Origin of the sequence: Microbulbifer agarilyticus (genome assembly GCF_001999945.1) — a bacterium.
Lineage (GTDB): Bacteria > Pseudomonadota > Gammaproteobacteria > Pseudomonadales > Cellvibrionaceae > Microbulbifer > Microbulbifer agarilyticus_A.
This window is the reverse complement of sequence record NZ_CP019650.1, coordinates 1298019-1314780: the sequence shown is the minus strand read 5'-3', so window position 1 is coordinate 1314780 and position 16762 is coordinate 1298019. Positions and strand designations below refer to the sequence as shown.

Sequence of the window (16762 nt, the reverse complement as noted above, 5' to 3'; positions counted from 1 at the left end):
GCTAGCGTTAATAGAGAGGCAGTATGGAGGATTGTCTGTGTCGGCACGTGATCAGATTGCAGCATTGGAAGCGGGCATGGGTCGTGCCATCGTGGGCCAGCGAGACGTGATCCGACGTCTGATTATCGGTTTGCTCGCCAACGGTAATCTGCTGGTGGAGGGGCTGCCCGGCCTCGCCAAGACACGCGCCATCAAGGCACTGGCAAAAAACCTGGAAGCCGATTTCAGTCGCATTCAGTTTACGCCCGACTTGCTGCCCGCTGACGTGACCGGTACCGATATGCTGTACCGGAGCGACCAGGGTTCCGAATTCCGTTTTCACCCCGGCCCCATTTTCGCCAACATTGTGCTGGCCGATGAAATCAACCGCGCCCCCGCCAAGGTGCAGTCCGCGTTGCTAGAAGCCATGGAAGAGCGCCAGGTCACCGTCGCAGGAAAAACCCACCCACTGCCCCCCCTGTTTATGGTGATGGCCACCCAGAACCCCATCGAGCAGGAAGGCACCTACCCACTGCCTGAAGCACAGCTGGACCGATTCCTGATACACGTACTGATCAGCTACCCACCGGTGGAAGATGAGGTCGAGGTGATCGAACTGGTGCGTAACGAGGAGATCGCGGCGATTGACGATGGTAGGGATAGCCGCACGAATAGCGGTAGCGAAACCAGCCCAGAAAAAGGCGACAAGGCCACAAATACATCCGCCGGCAAACAAACCCTGGACGTAATTCCACAGCAGGCAGTATTCGATGCCCGCCGCGAAATTGCCGACATTCACGTATCCCATCCGATGGCGCGCTACATGGCAGATCTGGTAGAGGCGACCCGCCACCCGAGTGAGCGCTCACCGGATCTCGCGCGCTGGATCGAGATTGGCGCCAGCCCGCGAGGCTCCATTGCACTGGACAAGGCCGGCCGGGCCAATGCCTGGCTGGAGGGCCGGGACTACGTCGACCCGCTGGATATCCACGCCGTCATTCACGACTGCCTGCGGCATCGCCTGGGGCTCAGTTTCGAGGCGCAAGGGGAAGGCATCAGTGCGGACCGGGCGATCGACACCCTGCTCAAAGTCGTCGCTCTGCCCTGACACCTGGACCGGGGCGAATCCCATGCCAAACTTCTTCACCCGCAGCCGAAATTACGCCCGCGCAGGCATCGCCACCGTAGCCGCACCGCGCAGTGGCGACGACCCGCGTGTTCACGTTGACCTCGCACACCTGCAAGCGCTGGAAGGCCCCGCGCAAACCCTCAACCTGCTACCGCATCAACCGGTACGCAGTGTCCTCGCCGGACAACACCATTCGCCATTGCGCGGGCGCGGACTCAACTTTGAAGAGCTGCGCGAGTACTGGCCGTCGGACGACGTCCGTTCGATCGATTGGAAAGTAACGGCGCGCACCGGCGAACCCCATGTGCGGGTATATACGGAAGAGCGGGACCGCCCGGCACTGATTGTCGCAGATCAGCGCATGTCGATGTTTTACGGCACCCACTTTGCCATGAAGTCGGTTACCGCTGCTGAAGCTGCAGCCTACGCCGCCTTCGCCGTACTGCATCAGAACGACCGTGTGGGCGGTATCGTGGTGCGCGATGATGGGCTTTATGCACAGCGCCCCAAACGCAACCGGCGCGCGCTCACGCATTTTCTCAGCGAACTGGCGCAGGCAAACCAGCGCCTGCATGCGGATGCGCCGCCCGCAAACCCCACCTCTCTGGATACGGTGCTGCAGGCAGTTGCCAATATTGCCCGGCGCGACCACCTTGTATTGCTGATCAGCGACTTCGATGTCATCGGCCCCGCCAGCGACCGCTTGCTGGCCGGCCTTGCGCGACACAACGACGTGATTTTGATGCCCGTATCCGACCCGACCGGGGAAACGGTACCCGAGGGTTTTGTCAGTGCTATCTCTGACGGAGACCAGCAGGCAACCCTGGACACCAGCGACCGTAAGATCCATTCGGTATTGAATCACTTTACCGAAGAGCGCCGCGCCGCCATTGCGCAGTGGCAGCGACGCTATGGGATCCCGCTGGCGCCATTATCCGCCGGAGAGGAAACCCTGCCGCAGTTGCGCCGCCTGTTGGGTCTTACGTCAAACACAGCACCAAACACAGCATCGCAAACCGAAGCCAACAGAAAACCCAATTCAGCGTCGGAGGCTGCCGGTGACCCAGACTAAGCCGACGACGGCCGAAACCACCTTGCCCGACCTGATTGCGCAATTGGCTCCGCCCCCGGTACCGGAAGCGATCTCCCTGTGGCCACAAACCCCGCTGGCGAAAAGCCTGCTGTTAATGGCACTGTTTCTGGTACTGGCTCTGGCCTCACTGGCATACCGACGCTACCGCGCAAACGCATACCGGCGTGCGGCGTTGAGGGCGCTGGATACTGTTGCGGACGACCCCGCGCAAATCGCCGAGCTCTTGCGGCGCACCGCGCTGGTTGCCTACCCGCGGGATCAAGTGGCGGGGCTCACCGGGTCGGTCTGGCTGGATTTTCTCAACCACCATTACCCCGGCAATGCATTTACGGGCGCACTAGGCGAAACATTATTACAAGGCGCCTACCGGACTTGCCCACCACTACCCGCACTTACAAGTGCCGCGCGCAACTGGATTCGTCATCACGTCCAGGCTTCGCCTCCGCCTACAAAAAGCTATGAACAACGGTCTGCGAACGCGGAGAAAACCTTGTGAGCGGTTCTCTGGCGAGCATGAGTTTTGCCGCACCCTGGGTATTTTTACTGCTGCCACTACCGCTGCTGATATGGAAAATGGCACCGCCCTACCGGATGCGAGTACCGGCCATTCGGGTACCTTTTTTTCAGCGCATCAGTGAGCGTCTGGGTCTGTCACCCAGCGCCGGCGCCATCGTGCGTCGTCGCCAACTTTGGCAGCACCTGCTAGGGGGTCTCGTTTGGATTCTGATCCTGAGTGCGCTGGCGCGCCCGCAATTGGAAGGCGAAGCGGTAACCATTCAGAAACCCGCACGGGATCTCATCCTTGCCGTGGATATTTCCGGCTCCATGGCGCAAGAGGATTTCATGGGTGCAGATGACCAGAGATTGCAACGACTGGCCGGGGTAAAAAGCGTACTGGCGGATTTTCTTCAGGGTCGCGAAGGCGAGCGGGTCTCATTGATCGTGTTTGGCAGCAAAGCATTTGTGCAAGCACCACTCACTACTGACCTCGACACGGTGCTCGAACTGCTGCATCAAACGGAAGTGGGCATGGCCGGGCCGCACACCGCCCTCGGTGATGCCATTGGTCTCTCCATTCGCCAGTTCGAAAGCAGCGACGTAAAGCAACGGCTGCTGATTTTACTCAGTGATGGTAGCGATACCGCCAGCCGCATGAGCCCGATTAATGCGGCATCCATCGCCGCCCAGCGCGGAGTGAAAATTCTCACGGTCGGCGTAGGTGACCCACAGGGTGAATCCGAGAACCGGCTGGACGAAGCCACACTAAAGGCCATCGCACAGCGTACCGATGGTAACTTCTATTTTGCCAACGACCAGCAAGCGCTTACACAAATCTACAAAGAGATTGATGCACTGGTGCCGAAAAAGGTCGACAGCGAGACCTATCGCCCCCGTACCAGCCTGAGTCACTGGCCACTCGGCATTGCCCTACTACTGACCTTGCTGGGAATGGCTTTGACACAGCGAAGGGCCAGTCGAAATCTTCAGGGAGCGTCAGTATGAGCGGCCTTATCGAAGAGCTTGGCGGCTTCCTCACTGCGTTCCACTTTTTGCGTCCGCTCTGGCTTTTGCTGCTACCGATTATTTTGACCCAGTGGTGGAGGCAGCGCCACCCCGCAGAGCACGCGGTCGACAAGCCTTCCCTGCCAATCGCTCCCCATCTGGCCCGCGCGCTCAGTGTCGGCGAGCGCGATAAAACACGCTGGCCACGCTTCTTACCTATCGATGCACTCGCGTTACTGCTGGCACTATTGACCCTGGCCACCGCGGGGCCCGCGTGGACGCGCCTGCCGGATCCACTGATGGGCCGCACTGTGCCCCTGGTGATTGCCATGCAGGTAAATCAGAGCATGACTGAAACCGATGTCTCACCAAGCCGATTGGAGCGCGCCAAGCAAAAGGTCTATGACTTACTGGAACGCCGCGACGGCGCCCCCACAGCACTGGTCGCCTACGCCGGTACGGCGCATCGCGTGGTCCCGCTGACCGAGGATCAAAACCTGTTGCGTCCATATGTGGAAGGGCTGGGCGCCGACATCATGCCGGTAGAGGGCAACAATGCGAACGGCGCATTGAACATGGCACAGAACATTCTGCAACAGGCCGAAACCTCCGGAGGGATTCTATTTCTGGGTGATGGACTTGATCCGGCAGATGTTGCCAGCTTCAACCAGCGCAATCGCGCGAACACCCTTGGGATGCTGATGCTGTTGCCGAGTAACGCCAAAATACCGGGGGCTGAACAAGTGCGCGATGCGCGTGTAGAACGGGTAACACCGGATACCCGCGATATCGAAGGCTTTGTGCGTTACTTCGATAGTGGCTTCCGCCGGGCGCTGGCCAGGAACAAGAATCTCCAGTGGGACGATCGCGGCTGGTGGCTTGCCTGGCCCGCCGCGCTACTCGCGCTGCTCTGGTTTCGTCGCGGCTGGATGTTACCTACAACCGAATTGCCAACACCCTCATCCACCTTAAAGACTCGGGCTGGCGTAAGCGTTGGCCTGATGCTTTGTGTCGTCAGCCTACTGCACCTTGTTACACCATGGGTCACCGCACAAACATCTAACGCCCAAACCGCAACGACCTCCACAACTGCAGCGCCGCAGGGACCACCGGCAAATGCGTTTCTTAGCCGACTATTTACACCAGACCAGCTCGGCCAGTGGCTGATGCAACGCAAGGAGTATACTCGTGCGGCCGATGCATTCAGCGATGTATACCACCGCGGATACGCACAGTATCAGGCTGGCCATTATGAGGACGCGGCGAACACGCTGGCAACACTTGATGCACCTGAGGCCATCTTCACCCGCGCTATGGCGCAGGTTAAAAGTGGCCAGTATCAGAGCGCCATTGCCGGATTTGAACAGGTACTGCAGATAGATCCAAATTTCCCAGGCGCACAGAAAAACCTGCAACTCTCTCGTGAGATTCTCACTTACATGGAGAAATCCCGGGGCGAGGAGGAAGAAAAATATGAACAAACTGAAAGCGATGACGACCGCTACGACGAACAACAGCAACAAGAAATGGAAGCACCACCAACACCGGTCAGTGGCACAGAGGTAAATGCAGAGCAGTGGATGTCCACACTGGATACCAGTACCAGCGAGTTCCTCAAGCAGCGGTTTGCAGTTGAAGCCGCGAGTACACCAGCGTCGGAGAGTACTCCGTGACTTGCGCTACTGCTTACCTGAGACGGACTGCGTGCTTCGTCGCAAGTCTCATGGTTGTTCTTACGACTGCAGTCACGATCGCTGCACAAACCGACACGCCTTCGGTTCTGACCAGCAATCAGCAGGCAGACAACAAGCCGATCGTGCAGAGTGCGCTTTCCCAGTCCGACATCGCTCCGGGCCAGGCAGTAACCTTCCGTGTGACGGTACTGGTACCAACCTGGCTGAGTAAACCCATCGAGTTCCCCCAATTTGATAGCACCAATCTTTCGGTAACACTGCCAGAGAAGTCCACAGTATCAACCAGTCAAACCATCAACGGGAAAACCTGGTCTGGGGTAATACGGGAATATCAGGTGGTCCCCCTGACCCCGGGCACCTTTCAATTACCGCTATCCAGCCTCGAGGTGCACTACCGCAGTCCGCAGAATGACAGAGACATAGTCACAAATGTACCGCTTCCTGCGCAAACCCTCACTGTCACCGCCCCGAAAGGCGCAGAAAACCTGCGCCCATATATCGCCGCACGCGATTTCACCCTGACGCAGAAGATCGATGGGGAGCCGGACAAGCTCCGCCCCGGAGAGAGTTTTAGTCGCACCGTGACCGCCACAATTCAGGGGTCCACGGTCATGTTTATCCCACTGCTACAAAGCCAGATCTATGTAGATGGCCTTGCCGCTTACCCGGACACGCCAAAGGCGGTAGACCACAGTGACTTCCGCGACAACGACACCGGCAAACGCACGGAGAAAGTCACCTTTGTCGCGGAAGCCCCAACTCGGGGAGAACTGCCGGCGATTACCCTGCGCTGGTATGACCTGGACGACGGCAGTATCCAAACCGCCACGGTGGACGCTCTCAAGATCCGGGTAAAGGGCGCCTCTGTTGTTCGCAGTTTCTCGCTTACTCAGTGGCTGCTGATACTGGCGCTGATCGGGCTGACAATGTGGTTCATCAAGCGCTGGTTCCCCGCATTGGTCCAACGCGTGCGAACACGCTATCTCGAATACCGAAGGACTGGTGGGAAGGAAGCCCTGGCAAGACTGCGCAAGGCAGCCAAAAAGCGGGACTACACCAGTGCCCTCGTGGCTGCAGTGGAACTTGAAAGTTCTACTGACTATCAGGATTCCAATGTACCCGACGCTCTCCTCGCCCTGGGACGGGCACAATATGGCGACACCGCGGCATCTGAGACTGCAACCCCGTTGTGGGAACAGTTGGAGTTAGCCATTGATGCTTACGCCGCAAAGCGCCGAGCCAAAAGTCGACGACCGGACCTGCCTGCGCTGAACCCATCACACCGCGATCACTAACCTCATTCCAGACCCTCCCCAGAACCGCTCGAGAACCATCAGGTCAACTTTGCGGCTTAACGTACAAAGTTGAAAAAATATTGCGGGGGCAGCGCAAGAATGAAAAACACGAACTAGGATTTATACAGTGAACCACGAACGCATGCACTTCACTGCAGTACTTTGGGAAGTTCTATGCAACTACGGATTTTGCCGTACCGCTTCGCGACCACAGCTCTGTGGCTGCTTTTTGTCTCCCTCGCTTGCCTTAGCGCTGGCGTATGGGCGGCCGAGAGTAACGACCCACTCCCCTCCTGGTCCGATGGCAAGACCAAGCAGGCCATTGTCAGCTTTGTCGAAAAGACAACACGCCAAGGCTCTCCTGGCTTCGTGCCCGAAAATCAGCGCATCGCCACGTTTGATAACGACGGCACCCTGTGGGCTGAACAACCTGTTTATTTCCAGTTGATCTACGCGCTAGATCAAGTCAAAAAAATGGCCCCCCAGCACCCGGAGTGGAAATCTGAAGAGCCGTTTGCCTCAGCCCTTAAGGGAGACATGGAAAAATTGATGGCCAGTGGCAAAGAAGGCCTGATGAAAATCATCGCCGCGACCCACGCCGATATGACCGCCGACGAATTCTCGGAAAATGTGTCCCAGTGGCTGAAAACCGCGCGCCACCCGAAAACCAACCGTCCCTACAACGAAATGATCTACCAGCCCATGCTGGAGTTGCTCGACTACCTGCGCGCGAATGGATTCAAGACCTTTATCGTTTCCGGCGGTGGCATCGATTTTATGCGCGTGTTTGCCGAGCAGACCTACGGTATCCCACCGGATCAGGTGGTGGGGTCCAGCCTCAAAGCCGAATACAAGGTCCGCAATGGCAAACCAGAAATCGTCAAGCTCGCTGATATCAACCTGGTTAATGACAAGGAAGGCAAGCCCGTCGGTATTCACCGGTACATCGGCCAACGCCCACTATTTGCGGCAGGAAATTCCGACGGTGATTTTCAAATGCTTGAATGGACCACCGCAGGAAAAGGTCCACGATTTGGCCTGCTGCTGCACCACACCGATGACAAACGTGAGTGGGCCTACGACCGAAAATCGCACATAGGCCGTCTGGAAAAAGGATTGGACCAGGCGAAGGACCGGGGCTGGACTGTCATCGACATGCAGCAAGACTGGAATCAGGTGTTCCCGGTCGCAACACCCTGACCTTCGTATCAATTACTCACCACAAATCAACTAGTACCAAGTAGCACTAACGATCACTAACAACCTTCCACAATGCTCCGGAGGAAACCATGAAAAAACTACGTTTAGGGCACCTGTTGAAGGTACCTGTTTCTCTAGCGGCAGCTGCATTGCTGTCCATCTGCACCAGCGCAGCACAGGCGCAGGATAAACCCAACATCCTGGTGATCTGGGGTGATGATATTGGCATTTGGAACATCAGCGCCAACAGCAAAGGCATGATGGGCTACAAGACGCCGAATATTGATCGAATCGCCAAAGAGGGCCTGTCATTTACCGACTATTACGGCCAGCAGTCTTGTACTGCGGGACGCGCCGCCTTTGTGGGTGGCAACGTGCCAGTACGCACGGGTATGACGAAAGTAGGGTTACCCGGCGCGAAAGAAGGCTGGCAGGAATCCGACGTAACCATTGCCACGGTGATGAAGAGCCAGGGCTACGCCACCGGACAGTTCGGCAAGAACCACTTCGGTGACCGCGACGAGCACCTGCCAACCAATCACGGTTTCGATGTATTTTTCGGCAACCTCTACCACCTGAATGCGGAAGAGGAACCGGAAAACCGCGACTACCCGAAAAACCCGGAGTTTCGCAAGAAATTCGGCCCCCGCGGTGTGATCAAAGCCACCGCTGACGGCAAGATCGAAGACACGGGTCCGTTGACCAAAAAACGCATGGAAACGGTGGACGAGGAAACCCTCGCCGCAGCCATGGACTTTATCAAACAGCAGGCGCAGGCCGGCAAGCCCTTCTTTGTCTGGTGGAACGCCACGCGCATGCACTTCCGCACCCATGTGAAGGATGAGCACAAAAATCTCGCGGGCCCCAACAGCAACGAATACCAGGACGGCATGGTTGAGCACGACATGCATGTGGGTAAATTGCTGGACCTGTTGGATGAACTCAACATCGCCGACAACACCATTGTGTTCTACTCCACTGACAATGGTCCCCACTTCAATACCTGGCCGGATGCAGGCACCACCATTTTCCGCAGTGAGAAGAACTCCAACTGGGAAGGCGCCTACCGGGTACCCGCGTTTGTGCGCTGGCCTGGCAAGTTCCCGGCTGGCAAAACCCTGAACGGCATCGTCTCCCATGAAGACTGGCTGCCCACCTTTGCTGCCGCAGGCGGCAACCCGGAAATTAAGCAGCAATTGCTGAAGGGTGTACGACTCAATGGCCGCAGCTACAAGAACTACATCGATGGCAGCAACATGCTGGACTACTTCACCGGTAAAACGGACGAGTCGCCACGTCGTGAGTTCATCTATGTAAATGACGATGGCCAGATCGTAGCTATGCGCTATGACGCGTGGAAAGCCGTGTTCCTCGAGAACCGTGGCAAGGCGTTTGGGGTATGGATGGAACCCTTCACCGAACTGCGGGTACCGCTGATCTTCAACCTGCGTCGCGACCCTTTCGAACGCGCCCAACACAACGCCAATACCTATTACGATTGGCTGATCGACCGCGCCTTTGTACTGGTACCACTGCAGCAGCTGGCCGCGAAGTTCCTGAAAACCATGCAGGAATACCCACCCAGCCAAACCCCCGGTTCTTTCAACCTTGAGAAAATCGAGCAACAGTTGAAAGAAGGGGCTGGCGGCAGTAACTAGGCACTCCGCTCCAGAAATGCAAAACCCACCTTTTCGGTGGGTTTTGTTTATTCAGGCATCGGGGTTTCTGCACAATCATTGCGGTGGTTTATTTATGAATTCCTCAACCACATTCGACATGTCAAACGTCTTGCCCCCCTGAACCGGTGGGTAGTCCTTGAGTGTCTGCAGGTGTTGCTGCATCAATACGCCCATGGGTTGGATTAACCAGGAAATCTTCTGCATCAGATGACCATATGAATCTGGAGAATCATAGCTTTCATACGGATCCATCCGAATATTGAATACCAGCGGTACGGTGCGCGGAACAACGTTCGCATAGTAATCTTCCTTGGTAGAGAAGTGGAACTTCCATGGCCCCATCCGCACCGCTGTCAGCTTACTCTCGTAGTAATAGAAAATATAGGAGCGCGCTGACTCGTCGGATTCACCCATCCAGTAGGGCAAGTTGTTCAGCCCGTCGATGTACTGTTTCTTTTCCTTCAGCATTTTTTCGCCGACATCCGGTACCCCGGCGGCAGCGGCAAGTGTGGTGAAGAGATCCTGATGCCCTTGAATGCCATTGAGAGCAACACCCGCGGGAATTCGGCCGGGCCAACGGGCAAACATCGGCACCCGGACACCGCCTTCATACGTGGTCATTTTCTCACCGCGAAACGGCGTGGTCGCACCGTGCGGCCAGCTACTGTGTTCCGGGCCATTATCCGTGCTGTACAAGACAATGGTGTTTTCAGTGAGCCCTTGCGCATCCAGCCAATCCAGCACCACGCCCACATCGTGGTCGTGCTGCAACATGCCCGCGCCATGGTAGTCCGCCTCACTGGTGTACTTCTCTACCTTTTGCAGCCACTCGTCATCGATACGGGTGTAGAGATGCATGCGGCTGGTATTCAGCCAAACGAAAAAGGGCTTGCCCTCACTTTTGGCCTTTTCCATAAACTTCAACGCCAGCGGAATGACTTCAGCACTGTCAAAATTGTGCATCCGCTTTTGCGTAAGGGGCCCAGTGTCCTTGATCGTTTGCTTGCCGACCACACCAAACCGTGGGTCCTTAGTTTTGTCCATTTTATCCGTGGCAAACGAATGGATCACACCACGGGTACCAAAGCTTTGCTCATACTTTTCCAAATCACCGGAAAACTGTTTGCCGAAGTTCTGATAATCCCGTTGCTCGGACTCTTCCTGAGTATTCAGGTGGTAGAGATTACCGAAGAATTCATCAAAGCCATGGTTGGTGGGAAGGTGGGAGTTGCGGTCACCCAGGTGGTTTTTCCCAAAATGCCCGGTACTGTAGCCAACGGCTTTTAACACTGCGGCAAGACTCGGTGATTCTGGCTGCAGCCCCAACGCGTCGCCGGGCTGGCCCACAGTGGTCATCCCCGAGCGTATTGGATACTGACCGGTGATAAATGCCGCGCGGCCCGCCGTACAGGATGGTTGCGCATAGTGGTCGGTGAACAACACACCTTCTTTGGCGATACGATCAATATTGGGCGTGGTATACCCCATTACGCCATTTTCGTATGCGGACAAATTCGTCCAGCCGATATCGTCGCCCCAGATCACCAGAATGTTGGGTTTGCCTCCAGTTTGATCACTGGTTTGCGCGGCCTGCTGCCTCGGCTTTGTCGTCGCCAGACTGCCCTGCCGGCTTACCAATTTGCCACCGGAAGCTTCCGTACCACTTACCTTTTGCGCCGGATGCTTAGCCAGGCTGGATTGAGCTGAAGACTCACCCAGCAATGCCTGTTTATGTTGCTGCGCGGATTCCTGCTCACCAGAACAACCCACCAACAACGCCGTAATGCATATCGCCAAAGATATCTTGTTCATGCATACCTCCATGTCGCCAATTTCTCTCGAATACCGACTAACCCGAGCAAAAGCCATGGGTGCATTACAGCTGTCACTTACGGCTTGTACCAGATAGGACTTGAGAAGGCGCGTTCCTGCAGAACCATGGGAACGTTTTTATCCATCTCCACCTTATTTCTTATCTTGTCGTACAGCGTCCAGCGCGGAGTGGGAATCTCCAGCACGCGCACGTAGTAGACCGCGCGATGTTCGGGATTGAATTCAGGATCTTCAAAGTACCCAACCAGCTCAGAATCGCCAATATCATTGGTGTATTCGGCCGTTTCGAGATTAACGGTATCGCCAACTTCCTGGATGTTGCCTTGACCATCCAGTTTGCGGTCGCCGGACCACTTCACATTAAATATCTTCTCATGGGTTTTACCGCGGCCATCCACCCAGCCCTTTACTATTTGTATACGGTCTAAATTCGCACCATCAGGATCCTTCATGGCGGCAATCAGGAAGCCCATCTTCTTACCGGATGGATCCCCGTTGACTACCCCACCCATGGGGACGCCTTTCGCATAGCCCTGTTTCACAAGATCGGATTCAGCATCGGCTGCAGAGAAATCAAAGCCACCGAAGAAGCGCACCTGCATACGCGGGCCACTGGTGGCAAAGGTTTCTTTCCGTAGCATGGCGTCCCAGATGGCCTCGCGGGTATTTTCCACCGCCCAGACACCCATAATGCCGGCGGAAGCCATTTCCCATCCCATGTAGTTATCCGAGGGCCCGCTCAGCAACGGGAACTTCCAGCGATCTTTATTGCTCGGCTCCAGTGTTTTGAACTTGCCAAAGAAGTTATCTTCATCGGGAGTGGAGAGGCCGGTATGCGTATCCGTTGCGCCGTTGACGCCAAGCTGGAATGGATTCACCCCAAGCTCAGCTTCCAGGCGCATGCCCTCTTTCAAGGCCGGGCGCCAGTATTCATATTTAAAGGAACCCGCAGGCTTTGGCTTGAGAATCAGGTTACCGCGGTCCCACAAGTCCCAGCTTGCAAATTCATCCTCAGGGGACAGACTGGGGTGTGATTCGCTTTGCCCCTTGATCTGGGTGACTTCGTACAGTGGCTCGTAGCGCGCGCGCAATTCCGCCCACTCCTTGGTCATGGGCGAGCCATCAAAGCGCTTCTGCTCAAACATGCGGCCGTTGGACATATTGCCATTGTGGGGAATGGCGAAAACGCGCCCGCCAGTTTTGTCCTCGTAGGCCTTCATCCACTGCCAGAGCTTTTCCGGATCCTGCGTCTCAAAGGTGGTTAGTGGGAGCAGGCTACGGGTCTTGCTGGCATCGTCACGAAAAATCACATTGCGATGCAGGTTGTCGCCACCGCCCGCATTCACAGTCCACTCGAACGCGATAAACGTACTGAACTCACCGGGCTTGTTGAATTTCTCCGCTGCATCCACGGTTTTTTCCCACGCGGATTTCATCCACTTGGGATCCATCACGATTTCCGGCAGGCGCTCTTCGGATTGCATGACGATCAGCTCGCTCTTGGCATCAGCCGCCCGCTGGTCGTCACCGGAATTGAGCGCCTCGTTCCAGCGCTTGAGCGTCTCGTCGGCCATCATTTCTGGGTTACCGGACACCAGCTCGCTAATGACGCCCATGCCATCGGAGTGATCCGTGACCATAAACCAGTCATATGCGCGGCTGAGTTTGGCACTCAGGCCACTATTGGATTTGACTTCCTCACCAAGGGCGAATCGATAAGCGTCTTCCGGCGAAAGGATCGCCCCATCCATACCGGCGTCTACCGACCAGCCCGTATGAACATGGGTGTCGCCAAAGTAAGCCTGGGTTGGGTAACCGCCGCTGGACGCGGGAGCCGGTGCTACCGCACTGGTGTCACCACCTTCGGGAACGGCTTGCGGCTCCTTGTCCCGGGGCTGTTCGGATTCCTCATTAAGCTCTTTGGCATCGCGCCCAAATTCTTCTTCAATCAATTTGGGCTGACCGCTTGGCGTTTCACTCTCCGTCCCGCCCTGCTGTTTTTCACCACAGCCACTTGCGACAAAAATGAAAGCCAAAGCCGTTAAAACAATCCCATACTTACTCATGGTGATTCCCCATTAGTATCCGCGTTGCACTAATCGCGGTGACAGACAATTGGAATTGGGGAAGTATAGGCAGCGGTTTTTGTGCAGATTGGCGGGTTGGCGTTTGTCGCATTTAGAAAAAAATTCAGCCGCCGTCACATTGTATATTTTTGACGGAAGTGGGTTTTCAAAACACCTGGAAAACAAATCATCCGTAGAAATCGCCATTGAAACCATCTATGTAAATAGTCGCGTTGTGCCGTTGGGCTGCGGCGACTGGCCAGGAAACATCAGGAAAAGGGAGTGACATGGCTCAGGGATCAAAAAAGGCGGTTCTCTATGCCATCTGTGTAAACGCGATCATCACCGTATTGAAAGGGGTGGCGGCACTTGCCACGCACTCGGCGGCGATGATGAACGAAGCAGTCCACAGCCTGATGGATACATTGAATCAGATCTTTTTATTGTTAGGTCTGAAGCGTGGTGGCCGGCCGGCGGATAGGCACTATGCGTTTGGCCACGGCCAGAAAAAGTATCTGTGGAACCTGTGGAGCGCCATTGGTCTCTTCTCCATTGGTTGTGGTCTCGGCCTGGCTCACGCCTGGCACGCGTTTCACAACCTGGGACATATAGAACGGCCGGAGACCATCCAGGTACTGGGCATGGCGGTCCACCCTATTGTGATTTCGGCACTGGTATTGACCATTGCCTTCGTACTCGAGGGATATGTCCTCTACGTGGCAGCCAAGGAATTCTTCAGTCGTATGCGTGCCGCCGGTTTGCGCAATCCGTTTCGCTATCTGGTGTCCGCGGATGACCCGACTTTGATTGCGGTACTGCTGGAAGACTCGATTGCGGTCACCGGTGTGATTCTTGCCGCCACTGGGATTGGCATGACTCAGGTCACAGGAGACCCGCGCTGGGACATCGGGTTTTCCGTGCTGATCGCACTGATGCTCGGCGTGACCGCAATCTTTCTCGGCATGGTCAACATGCGTTTCCTTACCAGTATTCGCGACCACAAGGCGGAGAAGTGCTTTAGTGAGATCGTGCGCCAGCACCCCGAGATTGAGCGCCACCACGACCTGCGTTCGGTCATCGTAGATGACCGGCATACCGTGGTCGTTGCAGAAATTGAGATACGCGAAGAAGTTTTGATGCGCGATATGCGTGCACGTATTGAGGAGCATCAGGCAGAGCTACTGGAGCGCGTGCCTGATCATCGGCGCACGGATACGGTTATGGACTATGCGGAACAGCGAGCGACGGTACAGGCCACCCTGGAAGCCACTGAAATGTTGATTGACACACTGGAAGAGGAGCTCAAACAGCGCTGTTCACAGGTTTCCCATTTGACCGTCGAAATAGACGGTATTGCCGCCCCCTCGAAGCTGGACGACCCGGACACTCTGGATGCCGGCGCTGTTTGATGAGAGCGCGTGTACGCTCTTATTTTGGTGGCAGGGTGCCGGCAAACTCCACGCCACGATTGACCCAGCCATTCAGGTCTTCAAGAATGGCGTCTTCTTCGACATAAACCATGCCCTTTAATGGCCGACCGGTGAAATCCATGGGCCGGGTATAGCGCTCTCCCAGTGCGGCCTGATAGTTGTCGGGCCCTACCCGTACCATCAGCTCCTCGCCAACAACACCGCAGGCCATATTGCCGTTGAGCATAAATGCCAGACCGCCAAACATCTGCTTTTCGGTCAGACCGGCTTCTTCATGCAGGACTTCACGCACTTTGTCCGCCAGCTCTTCGTTGTAAGGCATGATCAACTCCTTGATTTTTATCTTAATTCCCTGTGAACGCGCCGCTACACCACCGAGGGTTCGCTCGCTTCACTTCTTGCTAAATGCAGAAGCCAGCACCGGCTTCAGGTCTTCAAACACAATATCGTCGTTGTCGCGAAAATTCAGGCACCCGGTTCCGCACTTGGTTTTTGGATGCTTGTCGAGATACGGCTGGATATGGGCACGCTCACAGGTGTACACCGACACATACTGTTTCTGACTCGCCAATGCCACCCAGCCGGCACCCTGCTCGTAGGTGGGCATTTTGTATTTAAGGGATAGGTTTGCATCGGGATAGTTGGCGGTCACAAGGTTGTGCAACTTGTGCAAGCGTTCGCTGCGCTGCGGGCTTAGTGGACTGAGGTAGTCAGCCAGCAACGAAGGTATGGAGGTTGGTATCGATTGCGATGAAGTATCCATACGAAAAATGTTATTGCGCTTATAGTTTTAAGTGTAGCAAAGAATAGAAAAAGTGCCCGACCAGTCAGAAATTTTAGCCTCTGGTCAGGCGCGCAAAAACACTTATAGATAGAAAGTAGGAAGAAGATCGCGCCGGCGGGACGCGGCGCATATTCAGTCAACGAACTCCAGTCGACCATCACCCAAGTTGTACATGGCGCCAACGACTTTGATCTTCCCTTCCTTTTCCAGGTTGGCCAGGGTCTCACTGCCTTCGCGAATTTCCTTGATCGACTGGCGTACATTGTTTTCCGCCACTTGATCCACAAACTCGGCATTCTTGCTGGTGCGATCACCGTCGTACTTGGTGGCCGCCACTGCCGGCTGGATCTTGCTGAGCAGGCCGGTAAGCTTGCCCAGTTTTACGTTATCGATGGCACCCTTCACTGCGCCGCAGGCACTGTGCCCCATCACCAGAATCACTTTGGAGCCCGCGGCTGCGCAAGCAAACTCGAGGCTACCAATAACGTCATCATTACAAATATTACCCGCCACACGCGCATTGAATGCGTCGCCCAGGCCAAGGTCGAGCAGGATTTCTGCCGGGGTGCGCGAATCAATACAACTTAAAATCGCCGCGGCGGGGTACTGTCCCGATGCAGTTGCACGCTGCTGCGAGACATAATCATGTTGCTTCATCTTGCCCGCACGAAAGCGCTTGTTGCCGTCTTCCATCATCTTAACGATGTCATCGGGGCTCATCCCGTCGCGCTGCTCTTTGGTCAGGGCGCCGGCAAAGCTCACATTGGAAAAACCCATTAACCCCGCGCCAGCGGCAAGCCCGGCCACACTCGCTGAGAAGGCGCCCTTTAATAACTGACGGCGGCTAGTGCCCTGGCCTGTACCGGACGCCTCAGAGGGCGATTGCGTGGCGCGAGAGGTTTCGCCGGATTGCAGTAATTCGTCACACATAATTGAACCACCGAGATTGTTAAGAGGATTCATAATCCGACCAGCGTGCATTTTCACCGGACGACCAAATTTTAAAGCCACTTCAGTCTAGACAAGTTCAATCACTGCACCGGGGTATCCATATCGGGAAAACTGCTGCCTTTCGCG

At 55.8% G+C, this 16762-nt stretch carries 14 protein-coding genes; 9 read left to right on the top strand and 5 right to left on the bottom strand.

Annotated features, from left to right (window positions below; translation table 11 throughout):
- Positions 1-37: 37 nt before the first annotated feature.
- The 8 genes from Mag101_RS05310 to Mag101_RS05275 all read left to right on the top strand — a co-directional run bounded on the left by Mag101_RS05310 (position 38) and on the right by Mag101_RS05275 (position 9551).
- Complete coding sequence (locus Mag101_RS05310) at positions 38-1087, top strand: AAA family ATPase (RefSeq protein ID WP_077401839.1); 1050 nt, start codon at positions 38-40, stop codon at positions 1085-1087.
- Positions 1088-1109: 22 nt separating this feature from the next.
- Entirely contained in the window at positions 1110-2180 is a 1071-nt protein-coding gene (locus Mag101_RS05305; protein ID WP_077401836.1) for a DUF58 domain-containing protein, read from the top strand.
- Entirely contained in the window at positions 2167-2697 is a 531-nt protein-coding gene (locus Mag101_RS05300; RefSeq protein WP_198040099.1) for a DUF4381 domain-containing protein, read from the top strand. Before Mag101_RS05305 ends, Mag101_RS05300 begins: the two co-directional genes overlap by 14 nt.
- Positions 2694-3704 carry a VWA domain-containing protein gene (locus Mag101_RS05295; protein ID WP_198040098.1) on the top strand — a complete coding sequence of 337 codons (1011 nt, stop codon included), beginning with the start codon at positions 2694-2696 and terminating at the stop codon, positions 3702-3704. The genes Mag101_RS05300 and Mag101_RS05295 overlap by 4 nt, the downstream gene beginning before the upstream one ends.
- Positions 3701-5377, top strand: coding sequence for a vWA domain-containing protein (locus Mag101_RS05290; RefSeq protein ID WP_077401831.1), 1677 nt, complete (start codon positions 3701-3703; stop codon positions 5375-5377). Before Mag101_RS05295 ends, Mag101_RS05290 begins: the two co-directional genes overlap by 4 nt.
- A 50-nt stretch (positions 5378-5427) precedes the next feature.
- Complete coding sequence (locus Mag101_RS05285) at positions 5428-6693, top strand: BatD family protein (RefSeq protein WP_077401828.1); 1266 nt, start codon at positions 5428-5430, stop codon at positions 6691-6693.
- A gap of 174 nt (positions 6694-6867) precedes the next feature.
- Positions 6868-7893 carry an HAD family hydrolase gene (locus Mag101_RS05280; RefSeq protein ID WP_077401825.1) on the top strand — a complete coding sequence of 342 codons (1026 nt, stop codon included), beginning with the start codon at positions 6868-6870 and terminating at the stop codon, positions 7891-7893.
- A gap of 89 nt (positions 7894-7982) precedes the next feature.
- On the top strand, positions 7983-9551 hold the full coding sequence (locus Mag101_RS05275; protein WP_077401822.1) for an arylsulfatase: 1569 nt from the start codon (positions 7983-7985) through the stop codon (positions 9549-9551).
- A 75-nt stretch (positions 9552-9626) separates the two neighbouring features.
- Here the strand turns inward: Mag101_RS05275 and Mag101_RS05270 are convergent, their stop codons facing one another.
- The gene (locus Mag101_RS05270; RefSeq protein WP_232325144.1) at positions 9627-11384 is read right to left on the bottom strand and encodes an arylsulfatase; all 1758 of its coding nucleotides are present in this window, start codon (positions 11382-11384) and stop codon (positions 9627-9629) included.
- Positions 11385-11461: 77 nt separating this feature from the next.
- Positions 11462-13471 carry a DUF3604 domain-containing protein gene (locus Mag101_RS05265; RefSeq protein WP_077401819.1) on the bottom strand — a complete coding sequence of 670 codons (2010 nt, stop codon included), beginning with the start codon at positions 13469-13471 and terminating at the stop codon, positions 11462-11464.
- A 287-nt stretch (positions 13472-13758) separates the two neighbouring features.
- Between Mag101_RS05265 and Mag101_RS05260 the strand changes: the two genes are divergently transcribed.
- The gene (locus tag Mag101_RS05260) at positions 13759-14880 is read left to right on the top strand and encodes a cation diffusion facilitator family transporter (RefSeq protein ID WP_077401816.1); all 1122 of its coding nucleotides are present in this window, start codon (positions 13759-13761) and stop codon (positions 14878-14880) included.
- 19 nt (positions 14881-14899) lie between these two features.
- On the opposite strand, the gene Mag101_RS05255 is transcribed toward Mag101_RS05260, so the two are convergent.
- The 3 genes from Mag101_RS05255 to Mag101_RS05245 form a co-directional block, all read right to left on the bottom strand.
- Positions 14900-15223 carry a TfoX/Sxy family protein gene (locus Mag101_RS05255; RefSeq protein WP_077401813.1) on the bottom strand — a complete coding sequence of 108 codons (324 nt, stop codon included), beginning with the start codon at positions 15221-15223 and terminating at the stop codon, positions 14900-14902.
- Between the two features lie 69 nt (positions 15224-15292).
- Entirely contained in the window at positions 15293-15664 is a 372-nt protein-coding gene (locus Mag101_RS05250; protein WP_077401810.1) for an iron chaperone, read from the bottom strand.
- A 153-nt stretch (positions 15665-15817) separates the two neighbouring features.
- Positions 15818-16648: a carbonic anhydrase family protein gene (locus tag Mag101_RS05245; protein WP_232325143.1), complete on the bottom strand. Its 831-nt coding sequence runs from the start codon at positions 16646-16648 to the stop codon at positions 15818-15820.
- Between the last annotated feature and the right edge of the window lie 114 nt (positions 16649-16762).

Excerpts from the sequence above, each read along its gene's own strand:
- Mag101_RS05305 (WP_077401836.1), top strand. The coding sequence starts at position 1,110 with ATGCCAAACTTCTTCACCCGCAGCCGAAATTACGCCCGCGCAGGCATC.
- Mag101_RS05290 (WP_077401831.1), top strand. The coding sequence starts at position 3,701 with ATGAGCGGCCTTATCGAAGAGCTTGGCGGCTTCCTCACTGCGTTCCAC.
- Mag101_RS05285 (WP_077401828.1), top strand. The coding sequence starts at position 5,428 with ATGGTTGTTCTTACGACTGCAGTCACGATCGCTGCACAAACCGACACG.
- Mag101_RS05280 (WP_077401825.1), top strand. The coding sequence starts at position 6,868 with ATGCAACTACGGATTTTGCCGTACCGCTTCGCGACCACAGCTCTGTGG.
- Mag101_RS05275 (WP_077401822.1), top strand. The coding sequence starts at position 7,983 with ATGAAAAAACTACGTTTAGGGCACCTGTTGAAGGTACCTGTTTCTCTA.
- Mag101_RS05270 (WP_232325144.1), bottom strand. The coding sequence starts at position 11,384 with ATGAACAAGATATCTTTGGCGATATGCATTACGGCGTTGTTGGTGGGT.
- Mag101_RS05265 (WP_077401819.1), bottom strand. The coding sequence starts at position 13,471 with ATGAGTAAGTATGGGATTGTTTTAACGGCTTTGGCTTTCATTTTTGTC.
- Mag101_RS05260 (WP_077401816.1), top strand. The coding sequence starts at position 13,759 with ATGGCTCAGGGATCAAAAAAGGCGGTTCTCTATGCCATCTGTGTAAAC.
- Mag101_RS05255 (WP_077401813.1), bottom strand. The coding sequence starts at position 15,223 with ATGCCTTACAACGAAGAGCTGGCGGACAAAGTGCGTGAAGTCCTGCAT.
- Mag101_RS05250 (WP_077401810.1), bottom strand. The coding sequence starts at position 15,664 with ATGGATACTTCATCGCAATCGATACCAACCTCCATACCTTCGTTGCTG.
- Mag101_RS05245 (WP_232325143.1), bottom strand. The coding sequence starts at position 16,648 with ATGAATCCTCTTAACAATCTCGGTGGTTCAATTATGTGTGACGAATTA.